Source organism: Bosea sp. (in: a-proteobacteria) (assembly GCF_023953965.1).
Taxonomy (GTDB): Bacteria; Pseudomonadota; Alphaproteobacteria; order Rhizobiales; family Beijerinckiaceae; genus Allobosea.
In genome coordinates this window covers 716,220-740,084 of sequence record NZ_JAMLIX010000001.1, presented here as the reverse complement: position 1 = coordinate 740,084, position 23,865 = coordinate 716,220, and the positions used below count along the sequence as shown (strand labels likewise).

Genomic DNA, 23,865 nt, shown 5'->3' with positions numbered 1-23,865 from the left:
GGGCGGGCTTCAGCCCGCCAGCTCCGCCTCGATGAAGCCGCGCACCTCGTCTGCGGGCACGCCCGGCGCGATGAAGCTCTGGCCGATGCCGCGGGCGAGGATGAAGGTCAGGACGCCCCGCCGGACCTTCTTGTCCTGCGTCATCGCCTCGACGATCGCCTCGGCGCCGCCGGCGCCGCCCGGCACCTGCTGCAGCCGGCTCGGCAGGCCGACATGGTCGAGATGGCGCGATACGCGGACGGCGTCCTGGCCCGAACAAAGCCCCAGCCGCTGCGAGAAGCGGAAGGCGAGGGCGAGCCCGATCGCGACCGCCTCGCCATGGACGAGGCGGCTGGAATCGTAGCTGGTCAGCCGCTCCAGCGCATGGGCGAAGGTGTGGCCGAGATTGAGCAGCGCCCGGTCGCCCTCCTCGCGCTCGTCGCGGGCGACGATCGCAGCCTTCGCCCGGCAGGAGACGGCGACGGCATGGTCGCGCTCCGGGCCGCCCGCGATGACGCGGCTCCAGTTCGCCTCGCACCAGTCGAAGAAGCCGGGATCGTCGATCAGCCCGTATTTCACCACCTCGGCATAGCCGGCCTTGAACTCGCGCTCGCTCAGCGTGTCGAGCAGCGCCGTGTCGGCGATCACCAGCGCCGGCTGGTGGAAGGCGCCGATCAGGTTCTTGCCGTGCGGCGAGTTGATGCCGGTCTTGCCGCCGACCGAGGAATCGACCTGGGCGAGCAGCGTGGTCGGCACCTGCACGAAGCGCACGCCGCGGCGCAGCACCGCCGCCGCGAAGCCGGTGAGATCGCCGACGACGCCGCCGCCGAAGGCGATGACGAGGTCGTTGCGCTCGATCTTGGCCGCCAGCAGCGCATCGCAGAGCGCGACGAACTGGGGATAGGATTTGGACGCCTCGCCCGGCGGGATCGTGATGCGCGTCGCGGCGACGCCTTGCTGTTGCAGGGCGCTCTCGAAGGCCGCCCCGTGCAGGGCGGCGACGCTGTCGTCGGTGACGAGGGCTGCCCTGGCGCCCGGCGCGAAGGCGGCGATCAGCGCCGCCGCCTCGCCGAGCTGGTGGCGGCCGATATGGATGTCGTAGGCGCGGCCCTCGAGCGCGACGGGCACGACGATGCGGGCGCCGGTCATGATGCGGCCACCCCGGCCGCGAGCCTGAGATGCTCGCCCAGGGCGGCGATGGCGTCGCCGACCACGACCTCGTGCGGCTCGTCGCGCGACTGGATGGTGATGTCGGCGAGCGCATAGACCGGCTCGCGCTCGGCCAGCATGCGGCGCAGCGTCGTTTCCGGATCGTCGGTGTGGAGCAGCGGCCGGTTCGAGCGCTTGCGCACGCGCCGCATCAGCACCTCGGGCTCGGCCCTGAGCCAGACCGAGATGCCGAGCTCCTTCACGCGCTCGCGCGTCTCCGCGTTCATGAAGGCGCCGCCGCCGGTCGCCAGCACCAGCGGGGCCCGCGTCGTCAGCACGCGGCCGATGACCCGGCGCTCGCCCTCGCGGAACTCGGCCTCGCCGCGCTGGGCGAAGATCTCGGGGATGGTCATCTGCGCCGCCGTCTCGATCTCGGTGTCGGCATCGACGAAGGGCAGGCCAAGGCGCGCCGCGAGCCTCCGGCCGACCGAGCTCTTGCCGGAGCCCATCATGCCGACGAGCACGATCGCGCGCGGGCCGAGCGCTGCGCGCAGCTCGGACGTGTCGGGTGGGGAAATCGAAGCGGCGGCGGTCATGTTTCAAATCCTCGGCACGGCTGTAGCATGCGCCCCGCGGCCGCGTCATGCCCCTGAAGCGCGCTTTGCAAGGGCGCTGTGCCCGGCCGGCCCTTGGCGGGCGGGCCGCGATCGGGGATAACGGGGCCGGCGCCGGGATGGCGCGCGCCCCAAGCGATTGCGAGAGTCCGCCCGACGTGCCGACGCTGTTCCGTTTCCTGGCCTTCATCGCGCTCGTCGCCGGGCTGATCTTCGGAGGGATGATCGCGCTCGTCACCTTCGTCCAGCCGGTCCAGCGCGAGATGATCGAGATCGTGCCGCCCGCGAAGCTGCAACCGAAATGAGCCGGCCGGCGCGCCAGCGGCTCGCCGCCTTCCTCGACATGCTGGCGGCCGAGCGCGGCGCGGCGCGCAACACCCTCGAAGCCTATGAGCGCGACATCGCCGATTATCTCGAATGGCTCGGCGGCACGGCGCCGGACGAGGCGAGCGCCGCCGATATCCGCGGCTGGCTCGCCGATCTCGCCGCGCGCGGCCTCAAGGCGTCCTCGGCGGCCCGAAGGCTTTCCGCCGTGCGCCAGTTCCATCGCTTCCTCTACACGGAGGGGCTGGCTGGCGGCGATCCTTCCGCCGCCATCGCCGGGCCGCGGCTCGGCCAGCCCCTGCCCAAGGTGGTGACGGTCGCCGATGTCGACCGGCTGCTGGAGGCGGCGCGGGTGCCTTGCGAGCGGGAGGGTGCGACGAGGCCCGAGCGGCTCAAGGCGCTGCGCCTGCGCTGCCTCGTCGAGATGCTCTATGCCACGGGCCTTCGCGTCTCCGAGCTGATCGCGCTGCCCTTGTCGGCGGCGACGACGCGCGAGCGCTTCCTGATCGTGCGCGGCAAGGGCGGCAAGGAACGGCTGGTGCCGCTGAACGACGCCGCCCGCCAGGCGGCCCGCGACTGGCTGGAAGCCCTGAAGGAGGCGGGCGGGGGGGATGGCCGCTGGCTCTTTCCCTCGGATGGCGAGAGCGGCCATCTGACGCGCCAGGTTTTCGCGCGCGAGCTCAAATCACTGGCGGGGGCGGCAGGGCTTCCGGCGGCGGGCTTGAGCCCGCACGTGCTGCGCCATGCCTTTGCCAGCCACCTCTTGCAGAACGGCGCCGATCTCAGGGTCGTGCAGGAATTGCTCGGCCATGCCGACATCGCGACGACGCAGATCTACACCCATATCCTCGACGAGCGGCTGAAGAGCATGGTGCGCGATCTCCACCCGCTGGCGGATGACGAGTGAGACTCACGCCTCGGAGCAGCGGATCTGCTGGACGCGCTTGGGCATCTCGCCGACGGCGGGGATGAACTGCCCGGTCGCGGGATCGAGAATCATCAAGACGCCGGTGGCGACGGCGAAATGGGCGCCGTGCAGGTGCAGCTTGCCCTTGCTTTCCAGGATCTGCACACAGGGGAAGGTGCGCAGGTTGACGAGCGATTGCTGGATCGAGGCCAGCTCCAGCCGGTGCAGATAGTCGGCGAAGTTCTCGTGCCGGCCCCGCCCGCCGGTGCGCTCGGCCGCCGGGCCGATCAGCGTGATCCACTTGCCGATGAAGTCGCCCGGAGAGAGCGCCTGCTGGCTGTCGTCGGCGAAGGCGCGGATGCCGCCGCAGCGGCCATGGCCGAGCACGACGATATGCGCCACCTTGAGCGCCTGGATGGCGTATTCGAGCGCCGCCGAGGTGCCGTGGAGCTGGTCGTCCGGCTGGAAGGGCGGCACCAGATTGGCGATGTTGCGGGCGACGAACATCTCGCCCGGCCGCGCATCGAAGATGATCTCCGGCGAAACGCGCGAATCGCAGCATCCGATCAGCATGATCCCGGGCGTCTGGCCGTTCTCGCCGAGATCCTCGTATCGGCTCTGCTCGCGGGTGAAACGATCGTCGAGGAAGGCGCGGTAGCCTTCCCTCAGGCGCTGCGGGAACGGTTCTGCAGGCTTTTCCATGATGTTGTCGAACAGGAAACCGAGGTCTGCGTCAAGCGGATGTTGCGGTGCGACAGTGCTCAATCCGCCTGCCGGCTTCCGCCCAGCCGACCTTCGAGCATGGCCGCCAGGGGCCCGGATTCGCCGCGCAGCGCCACGCTCTTCAGCCGGGCGGACGCGCCGGAAACGATGGCGACCTGCGAGCGGGAGAGCCCGAATTCCCGCGCCAGCAGCCGGATCAGGGCGTCGTTCGCCTCGCCCCCGGTCGGCGCGGCGCGCACGCGCGCCTTGAGCACGGCGCGCCCGTCCGCGAGCGTCTCGATGCCGTCCAGCGCGTCGCGCCCGCCGCGCGGGGTGAGCCGGACATCGAGCGCGATCCCCTCCTTCGTCGGCCGCCAGGGCCAAGGGGCCTGGCCGCTCATCGCATCTGCCGCCCGAATATGGACATATCGGCTTCGCCGCCTAGTCTGGATGGATCGCCCGGCGGGCATAGCGCCCGCGCGGGGATGTGTGCAACGGAGACCGCCGCCTTGACCGAACCCTGCGATCTCAGCGCCGTCGCGGCGCGGGCCCTGATCGGCGCCCGGAAGCTCTCGGCGCGCGAGCTTCTCGAAAGCTGCATCCGCCGCATGGACGCGGTCGACCCCGCCGTCAACGCGATGGTGGCGCGCGACGACGCGGCGGCCCGCAAGGCGGCGGCCAAAGCCGACGAGGCGACCGCGCGCGGCGAGGCGCTCGGCGCCCTGCACGGCCTGCCGGTCGGGATCAAGGACCTCGACGACACCGCGGGCTTGCGCACCACCTATGGCAGCCCGCTCTATCGCGATTTCGTGCCGCGGGAGGACGACCGCGTCGTCGCTGCGCTGCGCGACGCCGGCGCGATCGTTGCCGGCAAGACCAATACGCCGGAATGGGGCGCCGGCGCCAATACCCGCAACGCTGTCTATGGCGTGACCGGAAATCCGTTCGATCCCGCCAGGAGCGCGGCCGGCTCGTCGGGCGGCTCGGGCGTCGCGCTGGCGACCGGCATGGTGCCGCTCGCGACCGGCTCCGACATGGGCGGCTCGCTGCGCAATCCGGCAGCCTTCAACGGTATCGTCGGCTTCCGCCCGACGCCCGGCCTCGTGCCGAGCGAGAAGCGGCTGCTCGGCTGGTCTGCGCTGTCGGTGCTCGGCCCGATGGCGCGCAACGTGCCGGATCTGTGTCTGCTGCTCTGCGCCATGGTTTCGGACGACAAGGCCGATCCGCTCGCGACCACGATCCATGGCAGGCGCGTGCGGCGGCCGGAGGATTTCGCCCGTCCCGAGGCAATCGACCTCGCCTCGCTCAAGGTCGCGCTGACGCCGGATTTCGGCTTCGCGCCGACCGAGCGGGTGATCCGCGAGAGCTTCGCCGACAAGGTGAAGGCCATCGCTCCGCTCTTCCACGCGGCGGAGGAGGCGACGCCCGATTGCGCGGGCACCGACGAGGTCTTCGCGATCCTGCGCGCCGTCAGCTTCCTCGCCAGCCATCTCGACAAGGTGCGCGACACGCCGGAGATGGTCGGGCCGAACGTGCGCGCCAATGTCGAGGAGGGCTTGGGCTATCGCGCCCTCGACGCGGCGCGGGCGATGCGGCAGCAGACGGCGATCTACCAGCGCTGGCAGCACTTCTTCGCGCGCTACGACGTCATCCTCTCGCCGGCGGTGACGCTGAGCCCGCGGCCCTGGAACGAACTCTTCCCCGCCATGATCGACGGCAAGCCGACCCGCAGCTATTTCCACTGGCTGGCGCTGGCCTATGCCGTCACCATCGTCGGCCACCCGGCGCTCTCGCTGCCGGTTGGGCTCGATCGCAACGGCATGCCCTTCGGCCTGCAGATCGTCGGCCCGCGCGGCGGCGACGCCAAGGTGCTGGCGGTGGCGGCGGCGCTGGAAGCGGCGCTCGCGGGCGACCCGCTGACGGCGCGCCCGGTGCCGGACCTCGCCAGGCTCGCCACGGCCCGGCCGATCGCCGAAAGCCCGAATTTCCTGGGCTTCGGCTGAGAGGCGCGTCAGCGCCGGGCGGCCACCGCCGCCGACCAGGGCGAGGCGGCGTCGCTCGAGCCTTCCGCGCCGTCGCGGTCGACGCGCACGAAGTTCGGGCAGGCGAAGTTGATCGGCATCACGCCGTGCTCGACGATGTCGGTCGGCCCGGCTTCCTCCAGCGCTGTAAGCGTCGCGGCCGGCAGGCGCAGATCGGCGCTGGTCGAATCCGGCCCGGAGACGTCGATGCGCGGCTGGTGTGCCGTCGCCTCGGTGCCCATGCCGAAGTCGAGCTGCCAGGCCAGGGTCTGGTAGATGCTGGCGAGGATGCGCCGCCCGCCGGAGGAGCCGAGCGCGAGCCGCGGCCAGCCGCCGTCCTTCGGCGTGACCACGGCCGGGCACATGTTGCAGAGCGGGCGTGCGCCCGGCGTGATCGCATTGGCGCTGCCGGGGCGCGGATCGAACCACATCATGCCGTTGTTCATCAGCACGCCGGTCGCGGGCAGCACGACGCGGCTGCCCATCGAGGAGAGCAGCGTCGTGGTCACGGTGACGAGGTTGCCTTCGCCGTCGACCGCGGTGAGGTGGGTGGTGCAGGTGTCGCCCGCCTCCTTCGCCGCGACCGCGGCGCCGAGGCCGGCGAGCCGGTCCTCATAGGCCTGCCGCATCACCCGCGAGAGCTGCGCGAACCAGAGAGCGGAGGGGCCGTCGGCGTCGAGCGGCGCATCGGCCATGCCGGCGACGACGCGCTCCAGCGTCGGCGCGGCGGTGAGGCCGCCGGCGGTATGGACGAGGTGGCTGCCGCGCCAGTCGATCACCGGCGCCTCGCGCAGCTTGGCCTTGCAGCCGGTGAGGTCCTGCTGGTCGACGATGCCGCCCATGGCCGCGATATCCGCCGCGATGCGGGTCGCGACATCGCCGCGATAGAAATCGTCGAGCCCGGCCTGCGCCAGCCGCTCGATCGTGTCGCCGAGCCGTCCGAGCTTCATGAAGCCGGGCGTGCCCTGATAGGGCGCCACCGGCGGCAGGCCGTTCGGCAGATAGATGCGCGCGCTCTCGTCGTAGAGGCGCAAGATCGCGGCCGAGGAGGCGATCTTCAGCGTCGTGTACCAGTCGGCCGGCAGGCCGCGCCGGGCGAGCGCGAGGGCGGGCGCCAGGATATCGGCGAGCGGCAGCTTCGAGCCGAAGGCGTCCTTGAGCTTCGCATAGCCGGCGACGGCGGAGGGTGTGACGAAGGAGAGGGGCCCGTGGATGTTGCGGTCGCCGACCACTTCCGGCCAGGTGAAGAGGTCCTTCTTGATCGCCCCGGTCAGGGGGTAGTCGGCCGGGTCGGCGCGACGCGGCGCGACCGGGCCGAAATCGACGACCTGGGCGCGGCTCTCCCCGGCCTCGAGCACGACGGCGAAGCCGATGCCGCCGAGCCCGCTGTTCCAGGGCTCGACCGCGGCGAGCGCGAAGCAGGCGGCGACTGCGGCGTCGGCGGCATTGCCGCCCTGTTCGAGGATCGCGGTTCCGGCTTCCGCCGCCTCGCGGCTCTGCGAGACGACGATGCCGTGCTTGCCGCGCGCGGCGGGTTTGGCCAGGGCCCAGTTCTGGCTGCGATAGGGGGCGGCAGTGGCCATGCGGCGGTCTTCAGAACACGTTGGGGTAGATGTAGTGGATGATCACGCTTTGGATGAAATAGATGATCAGCAGCACGATGATCGGCGAGATGTCGATGCCGCCGAGATTGGGCAGGCGCTGGCGGATCGGCCGCAGCACGGGCTCGGTGATGCGGTAGAGCACGTCCCAGACGGTGGCGACGAACTGGTTGCGCGTGTTGATGACGTTGAAGGCGATCAGCCAGCTCAGCACTGCCGACGCGATCAGGATCCAGATATAGAGGTTCAGCACGATCATGATGACGTCGAGAACGGCACGCATCGATCTTCCCTTGGCGCCTGTGCGGAAATGTGACGCGGAATATCGCCTGCACGCGCCACGATTTCGGGTGGCGGAAGTGATTGACATCCACGCGACGCACAGCCTAGAAGGCCAGCGCCTTGGGGCTGTAGCTCAGATGGGAGAGCGCTGCAATCGCACTGCAGAGGTCAGGGGTTCGAATCCCCTCAGCTCCACCAAGGCTTTCATGCGAAAAATACGTTAGCATAATCAAAGCCTTGGAGGAAGGGGCAGGCGGGTCGTGTACCCAGCGATGTACCCATTCGTGTCCCCAAAAAATGGCCTCAACCGGCTGGTCGAAGGGTGCGTTCCAAAGGACCGGCTCTCCAATCCATTGCGCTCCCGAGAGCCGTTCCTCCATCGGGAGGCAATTTTTCTGGCATTGCGGCGTTGCAGGCTAGCGGAAGTCGCTAAAGCCAAAGCCGCCCCCAGGGCTTGATGCTCGCCCACCATTCGACCGGCGTCATGATTCGGATCGGCAGTATTCTGGTGAGAGTGTCGCGCTTGCTGACGATTGTGCGCCTGTCGCACGTGCAGAACGCATCACATTCGTAACCCACGGCGTTGCCGATCAGCTCCCTGTCATTTTCGTCTGGAAGGGCGGCCATGAAGGGTACTTCGACCAGACGCTGTCCCAGGCGCGAGGCGTGCCCGCTTTCTTCGCCGAGGAGTTCCGCCAGCCCAAGAGCGTAGTCGCGCAACCGGCTCCTCACGTCTTCGTCCGGTGTCCGGTCGAGTTCGTCTAGGGTTTTCCGGGAGACAACGCGCCGCGACCGGCTATCCAGCCGCGCATCCGCGTTGGTGTTGATCTCGATAAGGCGTCCTGCCGAGCATCGGCGTGACACGCGCGGATCATGCATCGTGACCGCTGGTGCCGTTCGCGCAGCCGGTCCGCTTAGGCGTCGTACCCGTGCGCGAGCTCGTTGATCACGATCACCGGGACCTTTGACAAATCCACTTGAGGGGCGTCGACTTCATTGAAGTGCCGCTGGGAGGCAAAGACATCCAGTAGCCGCCGCATGGCCTCTTGGGTCGCCGGCGATTGCTCGTTCAGACCGAGGGGCTTGAGGCAGCTCTCGATGATCTCCCGCGGACTTTGATGCTTGGTCATCGGATTTCTCCTGTACCGTCGTAGGGGGTGCGATTGGGCGAGGGAGATTGCAAACCTCAGTTGCTCACCTCCACGCCTATCGCGGCTTGACCGGCATGTTGACAGGATGGTCCGGCGAAGCAAGAATTGCTTGTAAATCAACGTGTTAACCTGAAAACGCCTGTCAATTTTTGCGTTGATTGAGTCAATAGTGTAAAGGTCTGAAGTGCAACCGACGAATGTTCAGATTGGCGGCCGGATCAAGCGGCTGAGACGGCAACGCAAAATCAGCCAGGCCGCCTTGGCAGAGGCGCTTGGAATATCCCCGAGTTATCTCAATCTGATCGAGCACAACCGACGGCGGATGACGGTTGCGCTCCTTTTCAAAGCGGCGAGCTATTTCGGCGTTGAGCCAGGCGAATTCGCGGAAAGCGAAGAGCCCCGCCTGGCCGGCGACCTGATGGAACTGTTCGGCGACGACCTGTTTGCCGATTGCGATCTGACGAACCAGGACATTGGCGACCTCGCCACGTCCAATCCCGCGGTTGGTCGAGCGGTGATGCGCCTTTACGATCGGTACCGGTCGCTCAATAGCGTCAGCAGCCCCGCCAAGGCGCAGATCGAAACCGGAGATTCGGTCACTACCGACGCCGTTTCCGACTTCCTGCAGGAGAAGGCGAACTATTTCCCAGACCTCGAGGTCGCTGCCGAGCGAATCCGCAGGGACATCGACTCTGCGTCGGATTCGTTCGAACACGGCTTGCGGACTTATCTGCACAATGTTTTTGGGCTGCAGTGGAAGCTCGCTTCTCTCCCCCCGGGTATGACCCGAAAGGTCGACGCCGATCATGGAGAGATTCTAACGACGGATCTCTTGCCCGCTGAAACCGCGGCCTTCACTGTTTCCCAGCATCTCGGGCGGCTCGCGGCAGGAAATGCGATCCAACAGTTGATCGCCGAGGCTTCATTGCCCGAAGAAGCAGAACCCGTAGCTCGCAACGCCCTGTCGGCCTATTTTGCCGCTGCGCTAATGATGCCATACGAGCCGTTTCTGCAAGCATGCAAAGAGACACGTTACGACATCGAGCGGATTAGCCGGCGTTTCCGTGCGAGTTTCGAGCAGGTCTGCCATCGAATGACGACGCTCCAACGCCCTGGGCGCACCGGTGTCCCGCTCCACCTGGTTCGTACCGACATCGCTGGGAATATATCGAAGCGCTTCTCGCTATCGGGGATACACATCCCGCGTCATTCGGGAGCCTGCCCCCGCTGGAATGTCTACGGGGCCTTTCTCAATCCTGACCGCATCAACGTACAAATCAGCCAAATGCCAGATGGACAGCGATTCTTCTGCATCGCGAAAGCAGTGACGAAGGGAGGCTACCGTCACAACGAGCCAAAACGTCATCTATCAATCGGCTTGGGATGCCACATCTCTTTTGCGGGCGAGCTAGTGTACTCGGATGGCGTGGACGTCGCCAACATGGACCTCGCGGTCGCGATCGGAGTCGGCTGCCGAATTTGCTCTCGCACTGGATGCGCGCAGCGGGCCCATCCCGTTGCCGGCCACCGGATGACTATCAACGAGAGCGAACGGTCGGAGAATTTCTACGCGAACACGTGACCGTTTGAGTTCGCGCTTCGCGGAATTGACGTTTCAGGTCTGGCCGCGTCGGAGAACGCGGCCAGCATCGCCTGGTTTGCCGCCGGCCGCGAGCGGAGGAGCCCGCTCACGCGGCCTTGGCGAGGCTCGGCGCGACCGTGAAGGCTGCCGCCGTCTTGGCCTTGACCTCGTCGAGCGTGACGCCGGGCGCGAGCTCGATCAGGGTGAGCCCGCCGCCCTTCTCCTTGTCGCAGCTCATGACGCAGAGGTCGGTAATGATGAGATCGACCACGCCGGCGCCGGTCAGCGGCAGCGAGCAGCGCTCCAGCACCTTGGATTCGCCGGCCTTGTTGGCGTGGTCCATCACGACGATGACCTTCTTGACGCCGGCGACGAGGTCCATCGCGCCGCCCATCCCCTTCACCATCTTGCCCGGAATCGTCCAGTTGGCGATGTCGCCATTGGCCGACACTTCCATGGCACCGAGGATGGTGAGATCAATATGGCCTCCGCGGATCATCGCGAAGGAGTCAGCCGAGGAGAAGAAGCTGGAGCTCGGCAGGATGGTGATCGTCTGCTTGCCGGCATTGATCAGATCGGGATCGGCCTCGCCCTCATAGGGAAACGGACCGATGCCGAGCAAGCCATTCTCGGATTGCAGCGTCACGTTCACGCCTTCAGGAATGTAATTCGCCACCAGCGTCGGGATGCCGATGCCGAGATTGACGTAGAAGCCGTCCTTCAGTTCCTTGGCCGCGCGCGCAGCCATCTCCTCGCGGGTCCAGGCCATCAGGTTGCCTCCCTCTTGCGCTCGGTGAGCTTCTCGATGCGCTTCTCGTTGATCGTGCTCTTGATGACGCGGTCGACATAAATGCCGGGCGTGTGGATCGCCTCGGGATCGAGCGAACCGACCGGCACGATCTCCTCGACCTCGGCGACGGTCACCTTGCCGGCGGTCGCCATGTTCGGATTGAAGTTCCGCGCCGTGCGCCGGTAGATCAGATTGCCGGCGGTGTCGGCCTTCCAGGCCTTGACGATGGCGAGATCGGCACGCAGCCAGGTCTCGCGGACATAAAGCCCGCCCTCGAATTCCTCGACCGGCTTGCCTTCGGCCACGACGGTGCCGACGCCCGTCTTGGTGTAGAAGGCCGGGATACCGGCGCCGCCGGCGCGGATGCGCTCGGCCAGCGTGCCTTGCGGGTTCAGTTCCAGCTCCAGCTCGCCGGCCAGATACTGCTGCTCGAACAGCTTGTTCTCGCCGACATAGGACGCGATCATCTTCCTGATCTGCCGGCTCTGCAGCAGCATCCACAGGCCGAAGCCGTCGGCGCCGGCATTGTTCGAGATCACGGTGATGTTCTTCACGCCGGAATCGCGAATCTCGGGGATCAGGCTCTCGGGATTGCCCGACAGGCCGAAGCCGCCGGACATGATCGTCATGCCGTCGAACAGCAGCCCTTCGAGCGCGGCGGCTGGACTGTCGAAAAGCTTTCCTGTCATCAATTTTTTCTCATCTAGCGCGGTCGGACCATAACGGTGGACTATCTGCCCAGAGTAAGCGAAAATGGCAAGACCATTTTCCGGCTCTTCAGGGTCGCTTTGCCTTAAGGGTCCTCCACAGCGCGTCGGCTGTCCAGGCACGCAAAACTTGAAAGTATGAGATTGCGAAAGACCCACGCCGAAGCTGATATGATCGAGCTGCGGGAACTGAGGAATTTCATACGCGTCGCGGAGCTAGGCAGCATCAGCGCCGCCGCTGTTTATTTACACATGGCTCAGCCGGGACTTTCCCGCCAAATTCGATTATTGGAAACCCGACTGGGAACCGACCTTTTTGTTCGAAACGGAAGGGGGGTTGTTCTAACTCATGCCGGAGAGCGTTTGAAGAACGACGCTTCGGAGCTTATTGAGAAGCTCTCTTCGTCTATCGCAGATATTCAGAACAATATCGACACCCCATCAGGTGAGGTCAGGCTTGGAATATTGCCAAATCTCGGCGCTAAGTTCTATGCCGATATCTTAACCAAAGCGAAGCAGAGATACCCTCTCGTCAAGATCATCATGTTTGAAGGCTATAGTCATGACATTGTGGGCTGGCTGAAGCGTAAAGTCATTCACGCCGGCCTCGTGTATGAGCCCGGGAACTATCCTGAAATGCGTCCTGATTTCACCTTCGTCGAGCGGGCGGTTTTGGCATCGAAAGAGGGACTTTCCTCCCCGTGCAAGCGCGTGAGCTTCTCCCAGGTTGTCGAGCTACCATTGATTGTTCCGTCAGAACTCGGGCTTACGCGGCATAAAATCGATCAGGCTGCCCGCCTTGCGGGCAAAAGTATCCGCTGTGAGATGGAAGTCGACTCATATGCAGTCACCGCGCAGCTTGCGATGGCTGGCAATGGGTATGCTGTGTTTCCCCGCTCGTTCATATGGCATGAAGTTGAACAGGGCTTCCTGCAAGCCGTCGAAATTTGCGATCCAGAAATCCAATATTCTCTCTCGCTCCTCGTCGGAGCTGGAACCGCGCAGCGCCTAGCTTTGAGCCGAGTGGCCGGTCTGATCAAAGAAACCGTCGCGGATTATCGCGATCGCGGGCGCTGGGGTGGAAATTTCAGTCACTCCTGACATCGAGGGCGCCTCGTGCGATTTCGAGCGACGATCGCTGCCATAACTTCCAAAGCATAGCTGATAGATTTTTTAACTCAGTACCCAAGGCATGGCGCCCCCTGCTGAATTCCCCACGTCCGAGTGAGCCGCCTGGCCTGCGCTGACCAAGCAATACGAAAGGGGATTCAACATGCTGAGAAGAAACTTCTTGTCCGGACTGTGTGCTATCGCGGCCGTCCAAGGAATCGGCGAACGTACATCGGCTCAGGAGGGGGCGAGTGTACCCATAGCACTTCCCTCGACGAGCCTAGGCGGGTCCCTTATTCGGATCGCCGAACCTCTTGGACTGTTTCAGAAGCAGGGTTTGGTTCCCAAGTTTACCGTGATGGAGAGCGCTAACATCGCTTCCACCGCGATAATTTCGCGTTCAACCCCCGCCGCGATTAGCGGTACTAGTGAGCTATTGTTCGCCCACCTACGTGGGCAGGAACTGGTCATTATAGCCAACACGTTTTCGGGGTTCGGTGCTACGCTCGTTCTGTCAAAGCAGGTCGCGGGCCGAATAGGTATCGATTCCAGCGCTCCGGTTCCTGACCGGCTCAAAGCGCTAAATGGTCTGATGATAGCGTCGCCGAGTGCTACTTCGGACTACACCTTCTCATTCCGCGGTGCAGCGCGGGCCGTTGGCGCGGACGTCCGATTCACATTTCTCGATCAGACGACCATGGCTGCGGCCCTTCAGTCTGGAGCCATCGACGGTTATGTCGCGTCCGCTCCAAATTGGGTTCCGCCTGTCCTGTCGGGGGTTGGCATAATTTGGTTGAGCGGCCCCAAGAGCGATTTGCCCTCCAACTTTATGCCACGCAGCTCATCGAGCTTGCAGATGAGGCGTGACACCGCCGTAGGGAACCCAGAACTCGCTAGGAAGCTTGCTGCCGTTCACGCCGATCTTGTTCGCGCTATCGACGAGAGGCCTGACGACGTCAAGACCGCGATTCTGAAGTTCTGGCCCAATCTGAGCCCGCCGGCGTTGGATCTGATCTATTCATCGGAAGGCGCTTCCTGGAAAGCCAAAGCACTGATGCCCGATGATATAGCGCACGATATCGAGTTTCTCAAATCAACCGGTGCGAAACTCGACGGTGTCGAGAAGATAAATTTGGAATCTCTCATTGTGCGCTAGATATGTCAGGGACGAAATAATGTCGAATACCGATAAAATAGCCGGTGCGCCTGCTATGGCCGAACGACGGAACTCCGAACTGCAGGAAGATCAATCGTTTTTGATACCCAATACGAAGATGCTTCCGATTATCACAAGAGGGGAGGGAGCGGTCGTTGAGGATGACTATGGTCGCTCATACATTGATTTGGAGGCCGGGCCGGGGGTCGTTTCAGTAGGCCACTGTCACCCTAAAGTTGTTTCCGCAATCCGGGAGCAGGCTGGAAAGCTTCTCCAAGGCCCGGGGTCCTTTCACAGTAAGCTTTCTCTTGATCTGGCTTGCAGACTATCGAGTCTTACACGCGACCATAATCGGAGGGTTTTTTTCACAAATAGCGGTGCGGAATCCAACGATGGAGCCATTAAGCTCGCTGTAAAAGATGCTTGGAGGAGGGGGAAACAAGGATTCGGGGTAATCGCGCTTGAGTATGGCTTCCACGGCCGTTTGTCGCTGCCGCTTTCGCTGACTGGCATTGCTAATCGAAAAAAAGGCTTCTCTCCCTATCTGACATTTCCATCGGTAATCCATGTTCCAGCCCCGTACTTCTATCGGAACCCGTTCCGATGCGACAACGAAAGCGAATTCGCAAAGATCTGCGTTTCCCAGATCGAGGAGGCAATGAAAACGCGAGCGCCGGGGGAGTTCGCGATCATGATCGCCGAGCCAATTCTCGCGGTCGGGGGCGTTATCGTTCCCCCCGTCGACTATTGGCCGAGAGTCCGCGAACTCTGCGACAAATATGGCATCACCCTTATATTTGATGAGGTTTTCACAGGCTTCGGCCGGACAGGCAGGACGTTCGCCCATCAGCACTCTGACATCCAAGCGGATGCGGTGACTTTTGCAAAAGCAGTCGGCGGCGGAGTGCCGTTAGGTGGTTTTATGGCAACCGAAGCACTGGGGACCGCATTTGAAGACGCGGACCATTTCACGACCTTTGGATCGAACAATCACATCGGCCTCGCCGCTGGGATGGCAGTGCTAGACATTCTCGAACAGGAGAAGCTCGCTGAGAGAGCTCGTGTCTTAGGCGACCGCCTTGTGGGCGGCCTGAAGGAGCTTCAGAGAGCTGTCAACGGCGGTCGGATTCCAGGCCAGCGTGGCGGAGTAAAAGCAGGCCACTGGCGTTGAGGGTGGCGGATATGGCAGGGGCCCCGATCGGGGCCCCTGCCATATCGCGCTGTCGGGATTGATCAGGGGATGATCTCGCCGGTTTCTGGATCGGCTTCGTTGGCGGTGGTCTGTTTTTGCCCCGCCGCGGCGGAGGCGCGCCGGCGGCCGGCCGATTGTTTGAGGCGGTAGCTGTCGCCGTTCATGGCGAGGATGCTGACGTGGTGGGTCAGGCGATCGAGCAGCGCGCCGGTGAGGCGCTCCGATCCCAGGACGGACGTCCAGTCCTCGAAGGGCAGGTTCGAGGTGACGATGGTTGAGCCGCGCTCGTAGCGTTGCGAGAAGATCTCGAACAGGAGCTCGGCGCCGGTCGGCGACAGCGGCACATAGCCGAGCTCGTCGACGATCAGCAGCTTGACCGCCTGCAACTCGCGCTGGAGCCTGAGCAGGCGCTTCTCGTCGCGGGCTTCGAGGAGCTGGTTGACCAGCGAAGCCGCCGTCGTGAAGGCGACGGAGAAGCCCTTCTGGCAAGCGGCCAGCCCGAGCGCGAGGGCGACATGGGTCTTGCCGGTGCCGCTGTTGCCGAGCGCGATGATGTTCTCCCGGCGCAGGATGTAGCCGCAGCGCGCCAGCTCCAGCACGAGCATCTTGTTCAGGCTCGGGATCGCCGTGAAGTCGAAGGTGTCGAAGCTCTTCACCGCTGGGAAGCGCGCCGCCCGGATCCGCCGCTCGACCGTGCGCCGCTCCCGGTCGATCAGTTCGAGCTCGACCAACCGTAGCAGGTAGCGGGGATGATCGACGCCGTCGCGGGAGCATTCCCGTGCCACCTTGTCGTACTCGCGCAGGACGGTTGGCAGCTTCAGTTGCTTGAGGTGGTGCGCCAGCAGGACCTGCGGCGTTCCAGCGGTCGTGCCCGCCGGCATCGTCTCTTTCCCCGAGCCCGTCATGCCGCGGCTCCCGGCAGGAGCACGGCGTAATCGGCCGCCGAGGTCGTCTTCACCGTAGTCCTCGGCAGATACGGATAGGCCGCCAGATCCAGACGGGCCGGGCGCCGTTCCAGCCGCGCCAGCGCGATCAGCTTCACCGCATCGAAGCCGATCGCGCCCAGCCGGATCGCCTCGCCGACGGCGAAGCTCACGACCTCGCGCGGCAAGGCCTCCAGCAGCCGCAGCACCTGGATGAACTCGCGCTTGCCGCGATTGCCCATGCGCGCTTCCAGGAGATGGCGCAGGTGCTGGAAGGCCTCGGGCAGGTCCCAGCCCTGCAAGGCCGCGGCCTGGTCGAGGGCGTTCGGCTTCTCCTCGATTAGCGCCAGATAGTGCAGCGGATCGGAGACGAACACGCCCGTCCCGTAATTGCGGGGATGGCGGGCAATCTCCTCGCCCCGGCACAGGATCACGACCTCCTCGACGAAGCCCTTCACCACCACGTCCTGGAAGCCATAGGCCGTCGGGACCGAGTAGTCGTTCGACCGATATCGGACCAGCGCCGTCGACGAGACCCGCGCACCACGCTTCTCGCACGGCTCCAGCGGCACTGCCGGCAAAGGGCGCAAGACCCCGAGATCGGCAACAAGCCGCTCTCCGATCGTCTGGGCATGCCGGCCGGCCCGCTCGTCCTGTCGCCGGCGGCAGCGCTCGGCCAACATCGCGTTCAGTTCGGCGAAGCTCGCCGCCAAAGGGATCGGCGTCATGAAGTTCGAGCGGGCATACTTCACCAGCCCCTCGACCTTGCCCTTGTCATTGCCCTTGCCCGGGCGCCCGAACCGATCCCGGAACAGATAGTGGCTCACCAGCTCCGTGAAGGCCCGCGTCCGCTCGCGCCGGCCATCGCCGCAGATCTTCGCCACCGCAATGCGGGTGTTGTCATAGAGGATCGACAGCGGCACACCGCCGAAGAAGCCAAAAGCCGAGACGTGACCGTCCAGGAACGCTTCCGTCGTCTCGCGCGGATACGCCTTCACGAAGCAGGCATCCGACTGTGGCAGGTCCAGGCAGAAGAAGTGGATCTTCTGCCGCACGCCGCCGATCACCGCCAGCGCCTCGCCAAAATCCACCTGGGCGTGACCGGGCGGATGGGCCAGCGGAACGAAGGTCTCGCGGCCCCGCGCCCGGCAGAGCCGCACATGGTCCTTCACCACCGTGTAGCCGCCGGCAAAGCCGTGCTCGTCCCGCAGCCGCTCGAAGATCCGCTTCGCCGTATGGCGCTGCTTCACCGGAGACGCCCGGTCTCCGTCCAGGATCGCCTCAATCACCGGCAGCAGCGGACCGAGCTTCGGCTTCTCGACCGGCTTCGTGCGCGTGTAGCCCGGAGGGATCGAGAACCGGCACATCTTGGCGATCGTTTCGCGGCTCAGCCCGAACACGCGAGCCGCTTCCCGTCGGCTCTGCTTCTGATTGAAAACGAAATCGCGAACCGCCGCGTAGACCTCCACAGCGAACATCCCCGCCGACCCCGAAAGGGATCAGCCTATCCAGTGGACGACTTTTACGCCGCCCGCGCCCGCACAAACGCAGGCGCTTCACTGGATGGTTTTCTCACCGCCCTGCACAATCGTGCCGTCGCTACGCCCGGAGCCGCCGGCGACATTACAAAGCACGTTCAGCTTTCCGAACGCTCTGGTTGCCTCGCCAACGGCCTTCTTCACGCTATCTGGATCACCCACGTCACAGTGAATGGAAATGGCATGCCCATTTGCGTTAGCAGCAACCCATTCACTTACGGCTGCCGAGTTCACATCGCTCGCTGCCACACGGCCACCCTCCTGAACAAAACGTTCGCAGATTGCCCGGCCAATGCCGCCTGCCGCGCCGGTTACAAACGCGACCTTACCCTCAAGCCTTCCCATGATGCGCTTTCCTTTCGAAGGTCCTGTTGGCGACAAACAGCTCTAACATCGGACCTTTGATGCATTGTGGCCCTTGCCGGCCTGTCGTGATTTTGGGCCGCGGCGGCAGTAAATATCGGTCTCGCTGCTGAAGAGCCTTGGCAGCTCGCCGCGCAATATGGTACGTCCATTTATAAGAAGCAAACAAGATTCAGGTGCCGCCGCAAGACAGCGCCTGTTGGAGGTCGAACCAGGGAGTAGGCGAGGCTGGTACGTCGGGTCAGTGTTGTCCCGTGCCTGGCTGCGTTTGTGCCTCAGCTTCGTACTTCAAACTCCCGAGCGACATTTCGTTGACCGTGCAGCAGCACGAAAAAGGCAGGAGAGCGGAGATGAAGATTGGATTCATCGGCCTAGGGACGATGGGCCGCGGCATGGCAGCCAATCTGCTTAAGACTGGCCATCCGGTTGTCGTTCACGATCTCTTCCCAAAGGCAGCCGAGAAGCACATCGAAAACGGCGCTCAATGGGCTGATACCCCGAAGGCACTTGCCGAGCAGTCTGATGTCGTTTTTACATCGCTCCCTACTCCGGCGGACGTTGAGGCTGTGGTGCAGGCAGAGAATGGCCTCGCCGCAGGGCTTCGAAGCGGATCGGCCTGGTTCGATCTGTCCACGAACTCAGTGGACGTTATGCGGCGCCTTCACGCCAGCTTGAGCGAGAAGGGGGTTAGTGTCTTCGACGCCCCTGTAAGCGGCGGGCCTGCCGGCGCTGCCAGCGGGCGAATGGCCATCTGGGTTGGTGGGGATCAAGAGGTCTTCGAGAAGTTCAAGCCCATTCTTGATGCGATGGCAGACCAGATACTTCTCATTGGGCCTATCGGCGCCGGAACAATCGCGAAGCTCGTCCACAACTGTGCAAGCGCGGCGATGAGCGCCGTTCAAGTGGAAGTGTTGTCGATGGGTGTCAAAGCAGGTCTGGATCCACTCCCGCTGTGGGAGGCTATCCGACAGGGTGCGATAGGCCGACAGCGCACATTCGAAAAACTGGGAACGAGGTTCCTTCCGGGAAAATTTGACCCGCCAAGCTTTGCGCTCAAGCTGGTGCACAAGGACATCATGCTCGCTCTGCAGATGGGCCGCGAGTTCAACGTACCGATGCGTCTTTGCAATTTGGTTGGGCAGGAGATCACTGAGGCCCTGAATCGCGGTTGGGGCGATCGCGATGCCCAATCCTTCATGCTGCTTCAACAGGAGCGGGCGGGCATCCCTTACATCGAAGTGCCGATGGAGAAGATCAAGGCGGTGATGGAGAAATCCTGATCCGGTAATTTGGCAGGCCTGACTTAAGTGCCCCGAGAGCGAGAGAACTCGCGGGGCATGCCTCGGTAAATGCTAAGGATAGAGAGATGTCTTTCTTAAGGTGGCTCACCGCGTGCGTGGTGATCTCTATTCCGCTGACTGCGAGTGCACAAAACGCTGCGCCTGCACTCCAAGAAATCGTTATTGGATTGGCATCGAACGCGCTGGGGACCGCAGGTCCGAGGTTGGCAAATGAGCTTGGAATTTTTGAGCGAAAGGGGCTCAGCGTCCGCTTCGTGAGCATGGATAGCGCAAACGCCGCCACGACCGCTCTGATCTCTGGATCTATGAAGATCGTGATGTCTGGACCCGGTGAGCAGGTAGCCGCTCAAGGCCGCGGGCAAAAGGTCGTCGCCATTGCGAATACCTTTGGAGGGATGGGTGGGTCGCTCGTCGTCTCTAAGGCCGCGATAGAAAAGCTTGGAATTGCGCCAGATGCTCCGGTAGCTCAGCGGCTCAAGGCACTCGACGGCCTTTTGATCGCCTCGCCAAGCGCCACCTCGGCTTACACGATCAGTTATCGCGGAGCACTGAAAGACGTCGGCGCGAACGTGCGATTTACCTACATGGCTCAGCCCACCATGGCTGCCGCCTTGGAAAGCGGCGCTATTCAGGCATATATCGCGAGTGCGCCGTTTTGGGCCGGGCCCGTCGTGCGCGGAGCTGGCATGCTTTGGATCAGCGGCCCTCGCGGTGACTTGCCAGCCCAACTCACTCCATCGAGCTCGGGAACGATGCAGATGATGCGCGACACCGCGGAGGCTAACCGCGATTTGGTCGCCAAGCTGAATGACGGTCTCGCGGAGTTTCAGGTGGCGCTTAACGAGCGTCCGGAAGCGGTCCGGAACGCACTTGCAAAGCTCTATCCCGACCTTGACGCCGCAACGTTGGACTTGCTGTTCAAGGCAGAAGCGCCCGGTTGGAAAACCCGCCCGCTGACTGCGCAAGACATGGACCGCGAAATTGCGTTCGTGAAGGCCAATGGCGTCCCATTTGAAACGGCCCCCGAATTCCCCGGACAGGTCTCACCCTTAAAATAAGGGTTGGGAGTAATGTCGTGTCTATGACTGGTTCTTATCCGAAGGTTGAGGTCCTGACCGGGCCTGAGCGGCGTCGCCGGTGGTCGGTTGCGGAGAAGTTGGAGATCGTCGCGCAGACGCGCGAGGCGGGTGTCACGGTCAGCCTTGTGGCACGCCGGTGCGGCGTGTCGCCGAACCAGCTTTTCACGTGGCGGCGGCTTGCCGAGCAAGGGGCGCTGACCGCGACGGCGGCCGAGGAGGAAGTGGTCCCGGCCTCCGCCTTCCGGGAGCAGCAGGAGCAAATCCGCGAATTGCAGCGGCTCCTGGGCAAGAAGACCCTGGAGGTGGAAATCCTGAAGGACGCCCTCGAACTGGCGGAGGATATAAAAAAACGGAGATTGCGGTCGCTGTCGCTGCCCAAGGACGGTTTGCCATGAACACCGTCGCCGCGACGCTGGACGTGGCCCGTTCGCATCTCGCCGCCCGGCTGGCGCAGCGGACGGCCGGGCGCTCTCCCCAGCGCAGAGGCCGTCCGCCCCTGCCGGAAGAGGCGCTCCTGGCCGAGATCGAGACGGTCATCGAGGACATGCCAACCTACGGCTATGCTCGCGTCTGGGCCAGATTGCGCCGCAAAGCCCTGACCGAGGGCCGTGCGCCCGCCAATCGCAAGCGCGTCTATCGGGTGATGAAGGTCAACGGCCTTCTGCTCGAACGCCATGCCGGTGGGGTCGAGCGCCGTCACGACGGCCGCATCGCCGTCGAACGCTCCAACCTGCGCTGGTGCTCGGACGGCTTCGAGATCGGCTGCGACAACGGCGAAAAGGTCCGCGTCGCCTTCGCGCTCGATTGCTGCGACCGGGAAGCCATTGGCCATGTCGCCACCACCGAGGGCATCAAGGGCGAAGATGTCTGCGACCTCATGGTCACCGCCGTCGAGCACCGCTTCGGCAAGGTCAACCGCCTGCCGCAGACCATCGAATGGCTGACCGATAACGGCTCCTGCTACATCGCAGGTCCGACCCGCCGCTTTGCCCGCGATATCGGCCTGGAGCCGCTCACAACTCCGGTCCAGAGCCCGCAGAGCAACGGCATGGCCGAAGCCTTCGTGCGAACCTTCAAGCGCGACTACGTCTCGGTGAATCCCATCCCCGATGCCAAAACCGTCATGCTCGCCCTGCCGGAATGGTTCGACCACTACAACGAGCTTCACCCGCACAGGTCGCTCGGATATCGTTCACCCCGCGAGTTCATCGCGGCCCATGCAGCACCGTGAGAAATGTCCGGGCTTTTGGGGGCTACAACACCATTGCCGCAAATCGACGCGATTGAACCCTCATCGCTACTGTTTCCGTAGTCTCAGTCTGCATTCGCGGGGCTGTTCGTCTGAGTCCGGTCGGGTGCACGCGATGCAGACCCAGAATCTCAATCAAACAAGCTTTTTGCGGGATTCGATGAGCGAACCGCAATTCAAGGCGCGTCCCGGAGCTTTTCGCATTCTGACGAATAGGCCTCTTGGATCGCGCAAAGGCTCGGAGAAGCGTCATGAAGGTTGGTTTTATCGGCTTGGGTGCGATGGGCCGCGGCATCGCGGCGAATATTCGAAAAGCGGATTACCCGCTTGTCGTTCACGATCTGAATGCCGAGTCTGCCGATGCAGTTATAAAGGCTGGGGCAGTATGGGCCTCGAGCCCCGCCGAGGTCGCCAAATCAGCCGATGTTGTCTTCACCTCGTTGCCTATGCCCGCGGACGTCGAGGCGGTGGCGTACGGCGACAAGGGTCTCCTGTCTGGCCTCCGAAAAGGCGCGGCATGGATCGACGTTTCCACCAATTCACTGGAGGTTGTTAAGCGGCTCGACGCCGCGACCACCGAACGAGGCGGGCACTTTATGGATGCCCCTTTGGGGGGTGTGCCCACTAACGCGGCGGCAGGAACCTTGACGATTTGGGTCGGGGGCGAACAGGCTCAGTACGAAAAGCACAAGCCTTTGCTCGAAGCGATCAGCGACCGAACGGTTTATATGGGTTCGGCCGGCGCGGCGACGATCACCAAGTTGGCTCAGAATATGGCCTCATGCGCCATCAACTCCGTCATCCTTGAGATCCTGACGATGGGAGTAAAGGCGGGCGTCGAACTCCTGCCACTGTGGGAAGGGCTGCGGTCGGGAAAGCTGGGCCAAAGCCGGCCGTTCGACAACATCGCGCCTCGCTTGCTCCCTGGGAAATTCGACCCGCCAAGCTTCCAGCTTCGTCTTGTCCAGAAGGATATCAATCTGGCTCTCCAGCTTGGTCGTGAAAGCAATGTCCCCATGCGGATCTGCAACATTGTCGCCCAGGATATTGCTGAAGCGATGAACCGCGGCTGGGCCACTCGTGATGCCCAAAGCTTCCTATCGATCCAGCCAGAGCGGGCTGGGCTTCCTCCATTTGAAGTTCCCATGGATCAAATCCAGGCTGTCCTGGATCGCAGTTGATCATTTCAAGCTGACATTGAACCGGCCCGATCGCTATGGTGACTGGGCTGATTAAAACTCCGAGTCGGGCCCCGATAGATGCGCCTTAGACGTGAGCTTTGCGCGGCCCAAAACAATCGCTTTCAACCAGGCGACAGAACATTAAATGGTCTGCTATAATGTCTGACGTTAAAGTGACGCTGCCGCCTTGGAGCGATAGATGGACTTGAGTAAGCCGAGCGAACTTACCGACGAGCATGAAGCGAAATCCACGTCGGTAGCGGACACGCTAGCGGGCAATTTGCAGAGAGCAATCTTAAAAGGCGATTTCGCTGTGGGCAGCTCTTTGCCCAGCGAGCGAGAACTGATGGCGAATTTCGGTGTCAGCCGAACGACGGTGCGCGAGGCCCTGCGGATTCTGGGCGCGCACGGATTGGTGGAAGTCCGTCGTGGCCGGCGAGGGGGGTCCTATGTATCGAACGAGCGATCAAATTCGCTCCTGAAGTCCTTGGATCTCTTTATCAAGAATCAGGACATTCGCTTTATCGACCTGGTATTCGCTCGTGAGGGCATCGAACCGGCAGCTGCAGCTCAGGCCGCTATCACCTGCACAAGGGAGCAGCTCGCGGATTTGAAGTTTCACAGCGAGGAGTGCGAACGACAGTGCGAAGATTTCGCGGGTTTCGTTGAGGCCAACCTTAAATGGCACACGTCAGTTGCGCGGGCGAGCAACAATCCTTTGTTTCTGGCGATTTTAACGTCACTAACCACCGCTCTTCACACGGCTACGAACCGCGAAGATTTCGACGTTGCGACCCGTCGCGCGGTCGTTGGTGTTCACTGGCAGATTTACGAGGCAATTCGAGCAGGGGACCCTAATGCAGCCCGGCGGAGAATGGCTCGGCATATTACTGCCTACCGCGAAAAGCTCTCTGCATCCAATCTCGAGGATCGGGATCCTGACTATGCCGCTTGAGCTATAGCG

Annotated in this window: 25 protein-coding genes and 1 tRNA gene; 13 read left to right on the top strand and 13 right to left on the bottom strand. The window is 63.5% G+C overall.

The features are described from left to right. Positions 1 to 9: 9 nt before the first annotated feature. Positions 10 to 1,128, bottom strand: coding sequence for a 3-dehydroquinate synthase (gene aroB, locus M9917_RS03500; RefSeq protein ID WP_297250905.1), 1,119 nt, complete (start codon positions 1,126 to 1,128; stop codon positions 10 to 12). Further along, a complete protein-coding gene (locus M9917_RS03495; RefSeq protein WP_297250904.1) occupies positions 1,125 to 1,724 on the bottom strand; it encodes a shikimate kinase in 600 nt (199 codons plus the stop codon). Before M9917_RS03495 ends, aroB begins: the two co-directional genes overlap by 4 nt. 137 nt (positions 1,725 to 1,861) lie before the next feature. Here M9917_RS03495 and M9917_RS03490 point away from each other — a divergent pair, with 137 nt between their 5' ends. Together M9917_RS03490 and M9917_RS03485 are read left to right on the top strand one after the other, a co-directional pair. Beyond that, positions 1,862 to 2,047 carry a histidine kinase gene (locus M9917_RS03490; RefSeq protein WP_465246319.1) on the top strand — a complete coding sequence of 62 codons (186 nt, stop codon included), beginning with the start codon at positions 1,862 to 1,864 and terminating at the stop codon, positions 2,045 to 2,047. Then, positions 2,044 to 2,973, top strand: a complete 930-nt coding sequence (locus tag M9917_RS03485; protein ID WP_297250903.1) for a site-specific tyrosine recombinase XerD — start codon at positions 2,044 to 2,046, stop codon at positions 2,971 to 2,973. Before M9917_RS03490 ends, M9917_RS03485 begins: the two co-directional genes overlap by 4 nt. Before the next feature lie 3 nt (positions 2,974 to 2,976). Here the strand turns inward: M9917_RS03485 and M9917_RS03480 are convergent, their stop codons facing one another. Both M9917_RS03480 and M9917_RS03475 read right to left on the bottom strand, forming a co-directional pair. Further along, entirely contained in the window at positions 2,977 to 3,675 is a 699-nt protein-coding gene (locus tag M9917_RS03480; protein ID WP_297250902.1) for a carbonic anhydrase, read from the bottom strand. 59 nt (positions 3,676 to 3,734) lie between these two features. Then, positions 3,735 to 4,076 carry a DUF167 family protein gene (locus M9917_RS03475; RefSeq protein ID WP_297250901.1) on the bottom strand — a complete coding sequence of 114 codons (342 nt, stop codon included), beginning with the start codon at positions 4,074 to 4,076 and terminating at the stop codon, positions 3,735 to 3,737. Between the two features lie 108 nt (positions 4,077 to 4,184). On the opposite strand from M9917_RS03475, the gene M9917_RS03470 reads away from it, so the two are divergent. After that, positions 4,185 to 5,678 carry an amidase gene (locus tag M9917_RS03470; protein ID WP_297250900.1) on the top strand — a complete coding sequence of 498 codons (1,494 nt, stop codon included), beginning with the start codon at positions 4,185 to 4,187 and terminating at the stop codon, positions 5,676 to 5,678. Positions 5,679 to 5,686: 8 nt separating this feature from the next. Here M9917_RS03470 and M9917_RS03465 read toward each other — a convergent pair whose 3' ends face one another. Continuing rightward, the gene (locus tag M9917_RS03465) at positions 5,687 to 7,279 is read right to left on the bottom strand and encodes a gamma-glutamyltransferase (RefSeq protein ID WP_297250899.1); all 1,593 of its coding nucleotides are present in this window, start codon (positions 7,277 to 7,279) and stop codon (positions 5,687 to 5,689) included. Positions 7,280 to 7,289: 10 nt separating this feature from the next. Continuing rightward, positions 7,290 to 7,580: a YggT family protein gene (locus tag M9917_RS03460; RefSeq protein WP_297250898.1), complete on the bottom strand. Its 291-nt coding sequence runs from the start codon at positions 7,578 to 7,580 to the stop codon at positions 7,290 to 7,292. A gap of 121 nt (positions 7,581 to 7,701) precedes the next feature. Between M9917_RS03460 and M9917_RS03455 the strand changes: the two genes are divergently transcribed. Beyond that, positions 7,702 to 7,777, top strand: a tRNA-Ala gene (locus M9917_RS03455). Positions 7,778 to 8,008: 231 nt separating this feature from the next. On the opposite strand, the gene M9917_RS03450 is transcribed toward M9917_RS03455, so the two are convergent. Together M9917_RS03450 and M9917_RS03445 are read right to left on the bottom strand one after the other, a co-directional pair. Beyond that, entirely contained in the window at positions 8,009 to 8,458 is a 450-nt protein-coding gene (locus tag M9917_RS03450) for a hypothetical protein (protein ID WP_297250897.1), read from the bottom strand. Between the two features lie 35 nt (positions 8,459 to 8,493). Then, positions 8,494 to 8,709, bottom strand: coding sequence for a hypothetical protein (locus M9917_RS03445; protein WP_297250896.1), 216 nt, complete (start codon positions 8,707 to 8,709; stop codon positions 8,494 to 8,496). A gap of 205 nt (positions 8,710 to 8,914) precedes the next feature. Between M9917_RS03445 and M9917_RS03440 the strand changes: the two genes are divergently transcribed. Further along, positions 8,915 to 10,312: a helix-turn-helix domain-containing protein gene (locus M9917_RS03440; RefSeq protein ID WP_297250895.1), complete on the top strand. Its 1,398-nt coding sequence runs from the start codon at positions 8,915 to 8,917 to the stop codon at positions 10,310 to 10,312. Between the two features lie 106 nt (positions 10,313 to 10,418). Here the strand turns inward: M9917_RS03440 and M9917_RS03435 are convergent, their stop codons facing one another. Further along, a complete protein-coding gene (locus tag M9917_RS03435; RefSeq protein ID WP_297250894.1) occupies positions 10,419 to 11,081 on the bottom strand; it encodes a 3-oxoacid CoA-transferase subunit B in 663 nt (220 codons plus the stop codon). Beyond that, positions 11,081 to 11,791: a CoA transferase subunit A gene (locus M9917_RS03430; protein WP_297250893.1), complete on the bottom strand. Its 711-nt coding sequence runs from the start codon at positions 11,789 to 11,791 to the stop codon at positions 11,081 to 11,083. The genes M9917_RS03435 and M9917_RS03430 overlap by 1 nt, the downstream gene beginning before the upstream one ends. A 189-nt stretch (positions 11,792 to 11,980) precedes the next feature. Here M9917_RS03430 and M9917_RS03425 point away from each other — a divergent pair, with 189 nt between their 5' ends. From M9917_RS03425 to M9917_RS03415, 3 genes are all read left to right on the top strand, one after another. Then, entirely contained in the window at positions 11,981 to 12,910 is a 930-nt protein-coding gene (locus tag M9917_RS03425) for a LysR family transcriptional regulator (RefSeq protein WP_297250892.1), read from the top strand. A gap of 172 nt (positions 12,911 to 13,082) precedes the next feature. Further along, complete coding sequence (locus M9917_RS03420; protein ID WP_297250891.1) at positions 13,083 to 14,075, top strand: ABC transporter substrate-binding protein; 993 nt, start codon at positions 13,083 to 13,085, stop codon at positions 14,073 to 14,075. Between the two features lie 19 nt (positions 14,076 to 14,094). Further along, entirely contained in the window at positions 14,095 to 15,246 is a 1,152-nt protein-coding gene (locus tag M9917_RS03415) for an aspartate aminotransferase family protein (RefSeq protein WP_297250890.1), read from the top strand. A 62-nt stretch (positions 15,247 to 15,308) separates the two neighbouring features. On the opposite strand, the gene istB is transcribed toward M9917_RS03415, so the two are convergent. From istB to M9917_RS03400, 3 genes are all read right to left on the bottom strand, one after another. Further along, the gene (gene istB, locus M9917_RS03410; protein WP_465246306.1) at positions 15,309 to 16,172 is read right to left on the bottom strand and encodes an IS21-like element helper ATPase IstB; all 864 of its coding nucleotides are present in this window, start codon (positions 16,170 to 16,172) and stop codon (positions 15,309 to 15,311) included. After that, positions 16,169 to 17,668 carry an IS21 family transposase gene (gene istA, locus M9917_RS03405; protein ID WP_297250232.1) on the bottom strand — a complete coding sequence of 500 codons (1,500 nt, stop codon included), beginning with the start codon at positions 17,666 to 17,668 and terminating at the stop codon, positions 16,169 to 16,171. Before istA ends, istB begins: the two co-directional genes overlap by 4 nt. Before the next feature lie 78 nt (positions 17,669 to 17,746). Continuing rightward, positions 17,747 to 18,073, bottom strand: coding sequence for an SDR family NAD(P)-dependent oxidoreductase (locus M9917_RS03400; RefSeq protein WP_297250889.1), 327 nt, complete (start codon positions 18,071 to 18,073; stop codon positions 17,747 to 17,749). Positions 18,074 to 18,441: 368 nt separating this feature from the next. Here M9917_RS03400 and M9917_RS03395 point away from each other — a divergent pair, with 368 nt between their 5' ends. From M9917_RS03395 to M9917_RS03375, 5 genes are all read left to right on the top strand, one after another. Next, complete coding sequence (locus tag M9917_RS03395; protein ID WP_297250888.1) at positions 18,442 to 19,371, top strand: NAD(P)-dependent oxidoreductase; 930 nt, start codon at positions 18,442 to 18,444, stop codon at positions 19,369 to 19,371. An 86-nt stretch (positions 19,372 to 19,457) separates the two neighbouring features. After that, the gene (locus M9917_RS03390) at positions 19,458 to 20,450 is read left to right on the top strand and encodes an ABC transporter substrate-binding protein (RefSeq protein WP_297250887.1); all 993 of its coding nucleotides are present in this window, start codon (positions 19,458 to 19,460) and stop codon (positions 20,448 to 20,450) included. Between the two features lie 23 nt (positions 20,451 to 20,473). Next, positions 20,474 to 21,702 (top strand): IS3 family transposase gene (locus tag M9917_RS03385; protein WP_297250886.1). Its coding sequence is split into 2 segments (ribosomal slippage): positions 20,474 to 20,804 and positions 20,804 to 21,702, totalling 1,230 coding nucleotides; the frame shifts between segments, so codons are not numbered across the junction. A 269-nt stretch (positions 21,703 to 21,971) separates the two neighbouring features. Then, the gene (locus tag M9917_RS03380) at positions 21,972 to 22,901 is read left to right on the top strand and encodes an NAD(P)-dependent oxidoreductase (RefSeq protein ID WP_297250885.1); all 930 of its coding nucleotides are present in this window, start codon (positions 21,972 to 21,974) and stop codon (positions 22,899 to 22,901) included. A gap of 199 nt (positions 22,902 to 23,100) precedes the next feature. Continuing rightward, positions 23,101 to 23,856, top strand: coding sequence for a FadR/GntR family transcriptional regulator (locus tag M9917_RS03375; protein ID WP_297250884.1), 756 nt, complete (start codon positions 23,101 to 23,103; stop codon positions 23,854 to 23,856). Positions 23,857 to 23,865: the final 9 nt, after the last annotated feature.

Coding starts and splice junctions, on each gene's coding strand:
- aroB (WP_297250905.1), bottom strand. CDS start 1,128: ATGACCGGCGCCCGCATCGTCGTGCCCGTCGCGCTCGAGGGCCGCGCC.
- M9917_RS03495 (WP_297250904.1), bottom strand. CDS start 1,724: ATGACCGCCGCCGCTTCGATTTCCCCACCCGACACGTCCGAGCTGCGC.
- M9917_RS03490 (WP_465246319.1), top strand. CDS start 1,862: ATGGCGCGCGCCCCAAGCGATTGCGAGAGTCCGCCCGACGTGCCGACG.
- M9917_RS03485 (WP_297250903.1), top strand. CDS start 2,044: ATGAGCCGGCCGGCGCGCCAGCGGCTCGCCGCCTTCCTCGACATGCTG.
- M9917_RS03480 (WP_297250902.1), bottom strand. CDS start 3,675: ATGGAAAAGCCTGCAGAACCGTTCCCGCAGCGCCTGAGGGAAGGCTAC.
- M9917_RS03475 (WP_297250901.1), bottom strand. CDS start 4,076: ATGAGCGGCCAGGCCCCTTGGCCCTGGCGGCCGACGAAGGAGGGGATC.
- M9917_RS03465 (WP_297250899.1), bottom strand. CDS start 7,279: ATGGCCACTGCCGCCCCCTATCGCAGCCAGAACTGGGCCCTGGCCAAA.
- M9917_RS03460 (WP_297250898.1), bottom strand. CDS start 7,580: ATGCGTGCCGTTCTCGACGTCATCATGATCGTGCTGAACCTCTATATC.
- M9917_RS03450 (WP_297250897.1), bottom strand. CDS start 8,458: ATGCATGATCCGCGCGTGTCACGCCGATGCTCGGCAGGACGCCTTATC.
- M9917_RS03445 (WP_297250896.1), bottom strand. CDS start 8,709: ATGACCAAGCATCAAAGTCCGCGGGAGATCATCGAGAGCTGCCTCAAG.
- M9917_RS03435 (WP_297250894.1), bottom strand. CDS start 11,081: ATGGCCTGGACCCGCGAGGAGATGGCTGCGCGCGCGGCCAAGGAACTG.
- M9917_RS03430 (WP_297250893.1), bottom strand. CDS start 11,791: ATGACAGGAAAGCTTTTCGACAGTCCAGCCGCCGCGCTCGAAGGGCTG.
- M9917_RS03425 (WP_297250892.1), top strand. CDS start 11,981: ATGATCGAGCTGCGGGAACTGAGGAATTTCATACGCGTCGCGGAGCTA.
- M9917_RS03420 (WP_297250891.1), top strand. CDS start 13,083: ATGCTGAGAAGAAACTTCTTGTCCGGACTGTGTGCTATCGCGGCCGTC.
- M9917_RS03415 (WP_297250890.1), top strand. CDS start 14,095: ATGTCGAATACCGATAAAATAGCCGGTGCGCCTGCTATGGCCGAACGA.
- istB (WP_465246306.1), bottom strand. CDS start 16,172: ATGACGGGCTCGGGGAAAGAGACGATGCCGGCGGGCACGACCGCTGGA.
- istA (WP_297250232.1), bottom strand. CDS start 17,668: ATGTTCGCTGTGGAGGTCTACGCGGCGGTTCGCGATTTCGTTTTCAAT.
- M9917_RS03400 (WP_297250889.1), bottom strand. CDS start 18,073: ATGGGAAGGCTTGAGGGTAAGGTCGCGTTTGTAACCGGCGCGGCAGGC.
- M9917_RS03395 (WP_297250888.1), top strand. CDS start 18,442: ATGAAGATTGGATTCATCGGCCTAGGGACGATGGGCCGCGGCATGGCA.
- M9917_RS03390 (WP_297250887.1), top strand. CDS start 19,458: ATGTCTTTCTTAAGGTGGCTCACCGCGTGCGTGGTGATCTCTATTCCG.
- M9917_RS03380 (WP_297250885.1), top strand. CDS start 21,972: ATGAAGGTTGGTTTTATCGGCTTGGGTGCGATGGGCCGCGGCATCGCG.
- M9917_RS03375 (WP_297250884.1), top strand. CDS start 23,101: ATGGACTTGAGTAAGCCGAGCGAACTTACCGACGAGCATGAAGCGAAA.